Source organism: Frankia sp. KB5 (assembly GCF_002099325.1).
In the GTDB taxonomy this organism is placed as follows: Bacteria; Actinomycetota; Actinomycetes; order Frankiales; family Frankiaceae; genus Frankia; species Frankia casuarinae.
The window spans coordinates 1-11139 of sequence record NZ_MRUJ01000244.1; the positions used below are offsets into that span (position 1 = coordinate 1).

Here is an 11139-nt window from a genome sequence, read left to right on the forward strand (position 1 = left end):
GGCCGGTGGGACCAGGAGGATCAGTAGGTGCAGGTGGGCGGGCCCGGCGAGGGCGCTCCCGGCGGCGCCGGTCCGGCGGCGGGTCCGGCCGCCGCCGGTGCGGGCGCAGGCGCGGTCCCACCGGCCGTCACACTCGGCGTCACCACCGCGGTGAAGCCGGAGCCCAGGACGAGCTGGACACCGGTGATGCTCGCATCGGCGAGCAGGACCGAGCCGGGCACCGCCGCGGCGACGGTGTTCGCCTCGGCCTCCTGCCCGGGGGCGTAGAGCACCCGGGAGGTCTCGTGGGTGAGGACCGAGGCGTTGCCGGCGTTGCGGGCGTGGAAGCCCTTGGCAGTCAGCTGCTCGGTGACCTTGGAGGCGAGTCCGGCCCGCGACGAGCCGTTGTAGACGGCGACCCGGACCTGGGAGGGCGCGGCGGCGGCGCCGGGAGCGAGCGCCGGACCGGTCCCCCCGCTCCCGGCGTCGGTGGTAGAACTCGCGCCCTCGGCCTTGCCACCCATCGGCGCGACGATGCGCTGCAGGTCGTCCGGCCGGTAGAGCTGCACGGAGGCCGGGACTCCGTGCAGGCGGATGTTGCCGTTGTCGTCGATCGCCCCCTCGGCACGGGTCGGCGCGTGGACGGGCACGGTCTGCATCTGGAGGCCCCCGGTGRCCAGCCCGCGGACTCGGGTGCCGAGGCTGCGCAGGTCGGCGATGCTGGTGTGGTTGTCGAGGGTGAGCGCGCTCGCTGCCGCCGATACCAGCTTCTGGGCCTTGATCGGGTTCGTCAGGGTGTCGTCTGCCATGATCTTGTGGAACATCGAGCCGATGAACTGCTGCTGCCGGCGGATGCGGTCGAAGTCGCCGTCCGGCAGGCCGTGGCGTTGGYGAACGAAGGCCAGGGCCTGGTCGCCGCCGAGCTGGATCGTCCCGGGCCCACCGACGAATCCGCTCATCGGGTCGTTGGTGTTCGTGCTCATCCGCCACCGCCCGCGGTCGTCCTGGTAGCGGCTCGGTTTCGCGTCCGACGGCTTGATGCAGACCTGGACACCGCCGATGGCATCGGTGATCTCCTTGAAACCCTCCAGGTCCATCGAGATGTAGTGGTCGACCTGCAGGCCGGTCAGGCTCTGCACCGTCTGCACCAACAGCGACGGGCCGCCTACGGAGATCGCGGCGTTGAACTTGTCGTGCCAGGCCTTGTGACGTTTGCCGGCCCCGTCGGTGTACTCGGGGATCAGCACATACATGTCGCGGGGGAAGGARACCATGGTGGTGGTCCCATCCTTCGTCAGGTGCGCGAGGATCGTCGTGTCGGAGCGCTGGCCCGGCGCGTCTCCGTACTTACCGTTGGTACCGGCGCGGCTGTCGGTCCCGACCAGCAGGTAGTTCGCGGTCCCCACCCCGCCGGAGTCGCCGCCCGAACCGAGGCCGAGGTCGACCCGGTTGACCTTGCCGTCGACATAGAAGTACGCGGCCCAGCCCCCCACCGTGGCCACGAACACGAGGCAGGACACGCAGGCCAGGAAGACCCGCAACCCGCGACGCCTAGCCGACCGTCCGCCGCGTGCCGACCCGGATCCCGACCGGCCGGACCCCGATCCCCGCGGGTCGAGCCGGGGTGGAAGCACCCGCGCGTGGTCGGCGGCGTCGTTCTGCGGGTGCGGTGCGGTCACTTCCCGCCTCTCCTCGAGCGGTCCGGCGAGCAGGGTCCGGCATGGCACGGAAAGTAACACGAATGGTTTCATGCTCCCTGATGAGGGGTTCAGCCGAGTTTGGCCATATCCGGGTGAGCGGCGGCGGCTTCACCGGCTTCACCGGCGGCGGACGACGATCACATAGTCCGGTCGGGTCCCGCCATCGCCGCCTGGATGTTTTCGGCGGCCGCGTCRAACAGGCGGTGTGCCAGCTCCGACAACGCGCGCGCGGCGGCCACCTCGTCCCCGATCTCGGGAACGTCGGACTCCCCGGGGTGCAGCCGGGCCTGCCCCGTCCCATGTAGATCGTCGCGGGCGCTGCCGTGCAGGGCCGCATCCGCCTGGGTACGGCCGTGCTGCTCCGTCAGGGAGATCTGCACGGTCCAGGTTCTTGTGGTGGTCATCTCGGCCTCCGTCCGACGAGTTCTCCTCGGATGAGTTCTTCCTGGTTGTCACGTGCCCGCGTGGTCCCCGGTGACACGGGGGGGTGACACGGGGGGGGTGACACGGTGCCCGGCCCGGGCACCGGCCGGGCCGGGCACCCACAGGTGGCGTATGGCCCGTTCATCGGCGCGCTTAATGTTGGGCATCCTCCGCCTTCCGGTATTGCCGGGATTCACCGTCCCGGCAACGGGAAGGCGTGGGGCGCCGCGCCGGTTGGTCCAGGAGGAACCGGTCCCTGGGAGGGACTGGTCCGAACGCGAGAACGGGAGGCGAGTGGATGACGGCCGAGGCACGAGGGCGGATTCGGCTCGAACAGGGCCGCGGGCGGGTGCGGACGTATCTGGGCGGCCAGCTGGTCGCGGATCCGTCGGCCGGCGGGATCCGCGGACGGGTCAGCTAGTCGGCACCGACCAGCGCAGCTGGGTGCCGCCGTCGGGGCCCGGGCCGAGTTCGAAGGTCCCGCCGAGATCCCGCGCCCGGGCCCGCATGTTCGCCAGCCCGCTGCGGCGGGTGGTAGGGCCGATGCCGACCCCGTCGTCCACCACGTCGACGGTGACGGCGCCGCTCGCGGCGGTCACGGTCACCTCGACACTGCTCGCCTTGGCATGCCGGGCGGCGTTGGACAGCGCCTCGCGCACGACCGCGATCAGATGGTCGCCGACGGTAGAGCCGATCATCGTGTCCACCGGTCCGTCCAGCCGGACCCGCGGGGTGAAGCCGAACGCGCCGGTCATGTCGTCGATGACGCCCAGGATCTGCGCCCGCAGGCCGCTGCCCGTCGCCGGTGCCGCCCGGCCCCGCAGCTCGAAGATGGTGTGGCGGATCTCCCGTACCGTCTCGTCGAGATCCTCCACGTAGGTGTTCATCCGTTCCGCCCGGGTGGGCCRCTCCTCGCTGGCCGCGAGGCCCTGCAGGCCCATCGCCACCGCGAACAGGCGTTGCATCACGTGGTCGTGCAGGTCGCGGGCGATCCGGTCGCGGTCCTCCAGCAGGGACAGCCGGCCGCGTGCGGCCCGGGAGCGGGCGAGTTCCAGCGCGAGCGCGACGTGCGCGGCGAACGCGGCCGCCAGCTCCAGGTCCGCGTCTGTGAACAGGTCACCGCCCCGGCGCCGGGCGAGGATCAGCGCCCCGGACGTGACATGTGACGTGATCAGCGGAACGATCATCGTTGGCCCGATGTCGAGGTCGTGGACCTCGGATTCGGCCAGTTCACGGACGTCGGCGACGACCAGCGGCGCATGGTCGCATACCGCGCGGCCGGCCAGCGAGCTCTCTATCGGTACCCGTCGGCCCCGCAGCAGGTCCGCGTCCTGCCCGGCGGCGACGTCGAAGGACAGCTCGGTCGCCGTCTCCGACCCGAGGGCCAGCGCCGTCGTGTCCGCGCGGGCGACGTCGCGGGCCCGCTGGACGATCAGCTCCAGCGGGTCGTCGCCGTCTGCGAGCAGATGCCGGGTGATGTCGGCGGATGCCTGCGACCACTGCTGGCGATGCTGGGCCTCCCCGAACAGCCGGGCGTTGTCGATCGCCACACCGGCGTTCGCGGCCAGCGCGAGCGCCAGCTCCTCGTCCTCCGCGGTGAACACCCGACCGCCGCGTTTCTCAGTGAGGTAGAGATTGCCGAAGACCTCGTTGCGGACCCGGATCGGCACCCCGAGGAAGGCCCGCATCGGTGGATGGCCCGGGGGGAAACCGACCGCCTGGAGGTGGTCGGCGATGTCGTCGAGGCGCACCGGCCGCGGTTCCGCGATGAGCAGGCCCAGCACGCCGTCTCCCCGGGGCAGCCGCCCTATCGTCTCGACGAGTCCCGGGTCCATCCCGACGTGCACGARCTGTTCGAGCCGACCGTCGCGGGAGATTACCCCGAGCGCGCCGTAGCGGGCGTCAACCAGCTCGCACGCGGACTCGACGATGCGCCGTAGCACCACGTCGAGACTGAGGTCGGCGGTGACCATCCGGTTGGCCCGCAGCAGGCCGTGCAGCCGGCTTTGAGTGGCCAGAACGTCCTGGGCCCGGTCCACCAGCTGGGCGAGAAGCTCGTCGAGCTCGAGCCGAGCGACCGCGGGAAAGATCAGCTCTCCCGGCGGTCCCGGAGACGGCGCGGTGCCGGCCAGATCGGAGGTCCCTTCGTCCGCGGAGGCGAGGTCCCGTTCGGACTCCATGTTCTCAAGACGATAACCGACCGGGCCTGGGCCGGCATGATCCGCGGGATGAGGCGATGACCATTCTTCGCTGGCCGCGCACCGGTACGCCACCATGCGGGTATGGATATCGTCAGCGAGGCGGAGTTCGGTCGCCGCATCGAGACCCATCTCGCCGCGGGTTCCGGTGTGGGCGGTGGAGCCGGTCCTCGTGGAGCCGGAGCCGGTACGGGGGTAGCCGGTCCTGGCCGATGGCGGTCGGCCACGCCGCGGGTCGTGGCGGCGGGGAACTTCGCCACCCCGCTCGTCGCGTTGCGTGTGATCGACGCGGTGGTGAGTGAATACCGCCTCTTTATGATCAACGCTCAGGGTGGCGTGCCGGAACGCGGCGGCGTGACGCCGGAGACCGCGTTCGTCGGCCCGGCGATGCGCAACGTGCCCGGCCTCGACTACCTGCCCAACCGGCTCAGCCTCGTGYCTCGCCTGCTCGCGACCACCCACCGGCCCGACGTCGTCGTGTTGCACACCAGCGTGCCCGACGGGGGGAAGGTCTCGCTCGGCACCGAAGTCAACATCCTGCCGGCCGCGGTCGAGGCGGCCCGCGCGCACGGGGGACTGGTGGTCGCCCAGCTCAACCCGGCGATGCCCTACACCTTCGGCGACGGTGAACTGAGCATCGATGACGTCGACCTCGCCGTGGAGGTGGAGCAGCCGCTCGCCAGCCCCGCGGTCACGCCCGTCGACGACGTCCGCGGGCAGATCGGCGAGCGGGTCGCCGCGCTCGTCGAGGACGGGGCGACCCTGCAGCTCGGCATCGGCGGTGTCCCGAACGCCACGCTGTCGGCCCTCGTCGACCGGCGGGATCTGCGCGTGTGGACCGAGACCTTCTCCGATGGCATGCTCGCGCTCGAAGCCTCCGGCGCGCTGGCCGCCGGGACACCGCTGCGGACCTCGTTCCTGTTCGGGTCGGCCGAGCTCTACTCGTGGGCGCACCGCAATCCGCGGCTGCTGCTGGTGCGCACCGAAATCGTGAACGACCCGGGGGTCATCGCCCGGCAGCCGCGGATGACCTCGATCAACACCGCGCTGCAGGTGGATCTGTATGCGCAGGCGAACGCGTCCTGGATCCGCAACCGCATCTACTCCGGCTTCGGTGGGCAGTCCGACTTCGTCGTCGGCGCGCTGCACGCGGCCGACGGCAAGGCGATCATCGCCCTGCCGAGCCGGCATGCCCGGTCGGGGGATTCCTGTGTGCTGCCGCGGCTCACCAGCCCGGTCACCAGTTTCCAGCACAGCTACGTCGTGTCCGAGAACGGGACCGCGGCCGTGTGGGGGCGCGGCCAGCACGAACAGACCGCCCGACTCATCGACCACGTCGCCCACCCCGATGCCCGAGCCGGCCTGACGGAGGCGGCCGGGTCGCTGGGACTGCTCGCCGGCCGCGCATCGTCAACCGTCTGATCCGGGACCGTCTGATCCGATGATCGTCTGATTCGGTAAGCTGACCAGAAAGCCGAGGAACGCACGACAAGTCACCGGGTGGTCCGCCGCCAGGAGCGGCTTTGCGTCAAAAAGCGCGAGAGTGCCCCGGGCGTTAAAGACGCGAACACGGCATCCATGGCGGCCATGGCTGCCGCCGTCAAACAGCATGGCTGGAATAAGCCGCCCCCAACGGTCAGTTCTGTCGTTCCTGCGTCGAGAATCGGCCGAGCCCGGTCCCAAGACGCGACACGCAAGTTTTTCAATCGCCGGTGACGCCCAGGCCGACCGCTAGCCTCGCCATGACGGAAAGGAAAGGATAGGTCCACCGTCCGCGGGCAACGGGGTCGTTCATCTTCGGGAGAAAAATGTGGGACAGACACGCGACGGGACTATCTCGTTGGCTACGGGCGCGAATACTCTCACGTCGGCGCCTGACACCGACTCGACCGAATCTCCCGACATCGGCGACGCAGGACGGGTTCTGATCGTAGTTCAGAACCTGCCGATTCTGATCGACCATCGGACGTGGCAGGAATGCCAGGCGCTTCGCAACCAGGGCTACCAGGTTGCCGTAATATGCCCACGGGGCCCGGGGCAGCGGCGTCACCAGATCGTTGACGGTGTCAGCATCTGGACGTATCGTGGCGCACCCCGGACCCAGGGTGTGCTCAGTTACGTCTTCGAGTTCGGCTACTGCTGGGTGCGAACCGCTGTCCTGTCCGTCGCCGTGGCCCGCCGGCACGGATTCGACGTGATCCAGGCATGTAACCCGCCGGACACGTACTGGGCGCTCGCGCTGTTCTACAAGCCATTCGGCAAGAAGTTCGTCTTCGACCATCATGATCTCTGTCCGGAACTCTATCGCTCACGGTTCGGTAAGGACGGGGGGCTGTTGCTCCGCGCGTTGCTGCTGCTTGAACGGATGAATCAGCGGGTCGCTGACCACGTGATCGTGACCAACGAATCTTACCGGCGGCTGGCCCTGACCAGGGGGCGGCTGCCGTCGGAACGGGTGACCGTCGTCCGAAACGGACCGGACCCCGAACTGATGAAGCCCGCCGCGGAGCGGCCCGAATTGCGGCGCGGCCGGCAGCACCTTGCCTGTTATCTGGGAATAATGGGCCCGCAGGACGGTGTCGACCGACTCCTCGATGCCATACATCACTATGTCCACGTTCTCGGGCGCACCGACTGCGCCTTCGCCCTGCTGGGATTTGGTGACTGTCTGGACGATCTGCGGAAACAGTCGAGCCGGCTCGGTCTCGACGACTGGGTCGAGTTCACCGGGCGGGCCGACGACCAGATGATCCGGGACTACCTGTCCACCGCCACGGTCGGATTGTCGCCGGACCCGCGGAGCCCGCTGAACGAGGTGTCCACCATGTCCAAGACGCTCGAATACATGGCCTATGCGCTGCCGGTGGTGGCCTATGACCTGACCGAGACCCGGGTGAGCGCCGAGGACGCCGCCGTCTATGTACCCTCCGACACGGTGGCGGACTTCGCCCGGACCCTCGCCGAACTGCTGACGGACCCGGACCGACGCCGGACCCTTGGCGCCCGGGGTCGGGAGCGCATTGTGAACGAACTGTCCTGGCGGTATTCGGAGCCCCGCTACGTCGGGGTCCACGACCGGCTACGTGGTCGCCAGGCCGGCCACCCCAGTATCCCGGTCCCTCGTCAGGGCGGCTTGACCCGCGTGAGCGGCTCGGCAGCGCCGGTTCACGCGACCGGCTCCCGGGAACGAGCGGAACGATGAAGGTCGGTATTCTTGCCGGCGGTCTGGGCAGCCGGTTGGCGGAGGAGACGGTCATCAAACCCAAACCGATGATCGAGATCGGCAACCGGCCGATCATCTGGCACATCATGAAGTACTACGCTCACTTCCAGTTCACCGATTTTACGATCGCCCTGGGGTATAAAGGCGAATATATCAAACGCTGGCTGGTGGACTACGCGGCGCTGACCAGCGATCTCACGGTGTCGCTTCGGCAGAGCGCTGTGGAGCGGCACGGGGGTACCTCGGAGGATTGGCGGGTAAATCTGGTCGACACCGGTCAGAATACCGCCACCGGCGGTCGTATCAGGYGACTCGCGCCCTGGCTCGGTGACGCGGGGACGTTCATGTTGACCTGGGGGGACGGCGTAGCGGACATCGATCTCAACGCGTTGCGCGACTTCCACCGCTCGCATGGCAGGATCGCCACGCTGACCGCCGTGCGGCCACCCGCCCGGTTCGGTCACCTCGAGCTGGCCGGGGACCAGATTGTGGAGTTCTCGGAGAAACCACAGGCCGGTGAGGGCTGGATCAACGGTGCCTTCTTCGTCCTGGAACCGCAGGTCTTCGACTACATTGCCGGCGACGACACCCAGTTCGAGAAGGAGCCCCTTGAGAGGCTCGCCAAGGACGGTCAGCTCATGGCGTATCGGCATGGCGGCTTCTGGCAGTGCATGGACACGGTACGCGACCGCAAACTCCTGCAGTCACTGTGGGATGGTGGCTGTGCGCCCTGGAAGGTATGGGACTGAGCTCGATGCGTATTCTGGTCACCGGACACGACGGATATATAGGAACCCGTCTCATCCCGCTCTTCCGGGCTGYCGGACACGATGTGGTGGGTCTGGACAGCGGACTGTTCTCCGGGTGTACCCTCGGACCCGATCCGGACTTCGTGCCGGCGTTGAAACTTGATATTCGGGACGTCCGGCCGTCCCAGCTGGAGGGTTACGACGCGGTGGTCCATCTGGCGGGCATATCCAATGATCCGCTGGGTGATCTGAACCCAGCCGTGACCTATGACATCAACGCCCGGGGGACGTTGCTGGTTGGGCGTGCCGCCAAGGCCGCGGGCGTACCGCGTTTCGTCTTCTCGTCCTCGTGCAGCCTCTATGGTGCGCACGGAGACGCGCCCATCGACGAGTCGGCCGAGTTTCATCCGGTGACTCCCTACGGCGAGTCAAAAGTGATCGCCGAACGAGAGCTCGCCGAGCTTGCCGATGACGATTTCAGCCCGGTCTTCCTGCGTAACRCCACGGCGTACGGCGTCTCACCCCGACTGCGTGGTGATCTTGTGGTGAACAATCTCACCGGCTACGCGGTGACGACCGGCGAGGTTTACCTCAAGAGCGACGGGACGCCGTGGCGGCCGCTGGTACACATCGAGGACATCGCCCGGGCGATGCTCGCCGTGTGCGAGGCGCCCCGCGAGAAGATCCACCTCAAGGCCTACAATGTCGGCCGGTCGGCGGAGAACTATCGGATACGCGACGTGGCCGCGATCGTCGAGGAGGTCGTGCCGGGCGGCCGGGTGGTCTTCGCGGACACGGCCGGGCCGGACAAGCGGAACTACCGGGTGGACTGCGACCGTATCKCCGAGGAGATACCGGGATTCCGGCCGGTGTGGACCGTCCGCAAGGGGGTCGAGGAGCTCTACCTGGCCTACGTCGCCGCCGGGCTGACCAAGGAGGAGCTGATCGGCTCCCGCTTCCAGCGGATCCAGCGCATCCAGCAACTCATGGCGGACGGTCTGCTCGACGTCACCCTGCGGTCGGCCGCACCGATGCGGGTGCCATGAGCGTGCTCGGCCGCCGCTGCCGCGGCTCGACATACCTGCGGCGACGTACCCGCGGCGGGGCTGCCGGTTCATCCTTCCCGTTCCGACACCGAGGGTCGTTCCATGACTGACCAGTCCACCGCCTGCCCCGCCTGCGGCGGTTCCCGTCTCACCTCCGTCTATACAAAGGACGACGTCCCGTCGCACAGTTGTCTGCTGCTGGCCGACGAGGACGAGGCCCGGGCGTTCCCGAAGGGTGATCTGCGGATCGCCTTCTGCGAGCGCTGCGGCTTCATCATGAACACGGCCTTCGATCCGACCAAGAATCAGTACTCCGCCCGGTACGAGGAGACGCAGGCATTCTCCACCCGATTTCAGGAGTTCGCGCGGGACCTCGCCAAGCGCTGGACCGACAAGTACGATCTGTACGGGAAGACGGTCCTGGAGATCGGGTGCGGCAAGGGTGAGTTTCTCGTCCACCTGGTGGAGCAGGGTGCCGGCGCCGGCATCGGGATCGACCCGGGTGTCCGGCCCGAGCGCATCACCAGCCCGGTTGCCGGCCGGCTGACCTGGATCACGGACCTCTACTCCGAGCGGTATGCGCACCTGACCGCCGATGCCGTCGTGTGCCGGCACACCCTGGAGCACATCGCGCCGGTCGGCGACTTCATGCGGATGATCCGGGCCGCGCTCGGTGACCGGACCGATATCCCGGTCCTCTTTGAGCTGCCGGACGTCCTGCGGGTGCTGCAGGAGGCGGCGTTCTGGGATGTGTACTACGAGCACTGCTCCTATTTCAGCGCCGGTTCGCTGGCGAGGTTGTTCCGAGCTACCGGGTTCGAGGTGCTCGACGTCTCCCTCGACTATGACGATCAGTACCTGCTGATCGAGGCGCGGCCGTCCACCGTTCCGGCGGCCGGTGACCCGCTGCCGATCGAGGACGACCTGGCCACCCTGCGCGTCGGGGTACGGCACTTCCAGCGTGAGGTGGCCACGACGCTGAACCGGTGGAGCGAGATGCTGTGGCGCGGGCACCAGCGCGGCGAAAAGGCGGCGATCTGGGGTTCGGGCTCCAAAGGTGTGTCGTTTCTGGCGACCCTCGGCCCGGCCGCCGACCTGGTCCGCTACGCCGTCGACATCAACCCGCACAAACACGGCATGTTCATGGCGGGCAGCGGCCACCGTATCGTCCCGTCCGAGTGGCTGCGGGAAGATAGGCCGGATCTTCTGATCATCATGAATCCGATCTATCGTGACGAGATCGCGGGGGAGTTGACCCGGCTGGGCGTCGACACCGAGCTGAGGGCCGTCTGAGTGAGCAATGTCTGTCTGGTGAGCAACGTCTGTCCGGTGACCAATGTCTGTCCGGCATGCCAGGGCACCGCGCTMGAAGACCTGGTACGTGTTGAGCGTTCGCCGGTGATGACCGGCGTGCTGTGGCCGTCGCGGGAAGCCGCCATGACCGCGCAGCGCCGTGCTCTGGAGCTGTCGCTGTGTGCCGAGTGCGGCACCGTGGTCAATGTCGCGTTCGAGGCCGGCCTCGTCGAGTACGGCGGCGAGTATGACAACTCGCTGCACTTCTCGCCCGCCTTCCGGGCGTACGCCGAGGCGTTGGCGGACCGTCTGATCGTCCGGCATAACCTGGTGGGGCGGGAGGTTGTCGAGATCGGGTCGGGCAAGGGGGACTTCCTGCGCCTGTTGTGTGCCCGGGGACTGTGTGCCGGAACCGGGTACGACCCAACCTACATCGTAAACATTCAGCTTCATTGTTGATGTTGCTGTGAGTGGTTGGCGCTCGTTCCGGGTCCGACTGTTGGCTGATGTGTGGCGCATCGGATCTGG

9 protein-coding genes are annotated in these 11139 nt (G+C 68.2%); 6 read left to right on the forward strand and 3 right to left on the reverse strand.

Features of this window, described 5'->3' with window-relative positions; genetic code table 11:
• Positions 1–20 precede the first annotated feature (20 nt).
• The 3 genes from KBI5_RS20605 to KBI5_RS20615 all read right to left on the reverse strand — a co-directional run bounded on the left by KBI5_RS20605 (position 21) and on the right by KBI5_RS20615 (position 4282).
• Positions 21–1658, reverse strand: coding sequence for an LCP family protein (locus KBI5_RS20605; protein ID WP_085016179.1), 1638 nt, complete (start codon positions 1656–1658; stop codon positions 21–23).
• A 158-nt stretch (positions 1659–1816) separates the two neighbouring features.
• Positions 1817–2083, reverse strand: a complete 267-nt coding sequence (locus KBI5_RS20610) for a DUF1876 domain-containing protein (protein ID WP_011435998.1) — start codon at positions 2081–2083, stop codon at positions 1817–1819.
• A gap of 432 nt (positions 2084–2515) precedes the next feature.
• Positions 2516–4282 carry a GAF domain-containing protein gene (locus tag KBI5_RS20615; RefSeq protein WP_085016176.1) on the reverse strand — a complete coding sequence of 589 codons (1767 nt, stop codon included), beginning with the start codon at positions 4280–4282 and terminating at the stop codon, positions 2516–2518.
• A gap of 102 nt (positions 4283–4384) precedes the next feature.
• Between KBI5_RS20615 and KBI5_RS20620 the strand changes: the two genes are divergently transcribed.
• The 6 genes from KBI5_RS20620 to KBI5_RS20645 all read left to right on the forward strand — a co-directional run bounded on the left by KBI5_RS20620 (position 4385) and on the right by KBI5_RS20645 (position 11070).
• Complete coding sequence (locus KBI5_RS20620; protein WP_085016177.1) at positions 4385–5722, forward strand: acetyl-CoA hydrolase/transferase C-terminal domain-containing protein; 1338 nt, start codon at positions 4385–4387, stop codon at positions 5720–5722.
• Positions 5723–6110: 388 nt separating this feature from the next.
• The gene (locus KBI5_RS20625; protein WP_011436001.1) at positions 6111–7502 is read left to right on the forward strand and encodes a glycosyltransferase family 4 protein; all 1392 of its coding nucleotides are present in this window, start codon (positions 6111–6113) and stop codon (positions 7500–7502) included.
• Positions 7499–8272, forward strand: coding sequence for a glucose-1-phosphate cytidylyltransferase (rfbF, locus tag KBI5_RS20630; RefSeq protein ID WP_085016178.1), 774 nt, complete (start codon positions 7499–7501; stop codon positions 8270–8272). Before KBI5_RS20625 ends, rfbF begins: the two co-directional genes overlap by 4 nt.
• Before the next feature lie 5 nt (positions 8273–8277).
• Positions 8278–9318 carry an NAD(P)-dependent oxidoreductase gene (locus KBI5_RS20635; protein ID WP_085016180.1) on the forward strand — a complete coding sequence of 347 codons (1041 nt, stop codon included), beginning with the start codon at positions 8278–8280 and terminating at the stop codon, positions 9316–9318.
• 102 nt (positions 9319–9420) lie between these two features.
• On the forward strand, positions 9421–10611 hold the full coding sequence (locus KBI5_RS20640; protein WP_011436004.1) for a class I SAM-dependent methyltransferase: 1191 nt from the start codon (positions 9421–9423) through the stop codon (positions 10609–10611).
• Positions 10612–11070: a class I SAM-dependent methyltransferase gene (locus tag KBI5_RS20645; protein WP_241883048.1), complete on the forward strand. Its 459-nt coding sequence runs from the start codon at positions 10612–10614 to the stop codon at positions 11068–11070.
• Positions 11071–11139: the final 69 nt, after the last annotated feature.

Coding starts and splice junctions, on each gene's coding strand:
- KBI5_RS20640 (WP_011436004.1), top strand. CDS start 9,421: ATGACTGACCAGTCCACCGCCTGCCCCGCCTGCGGCGGTTCCCGTCTC.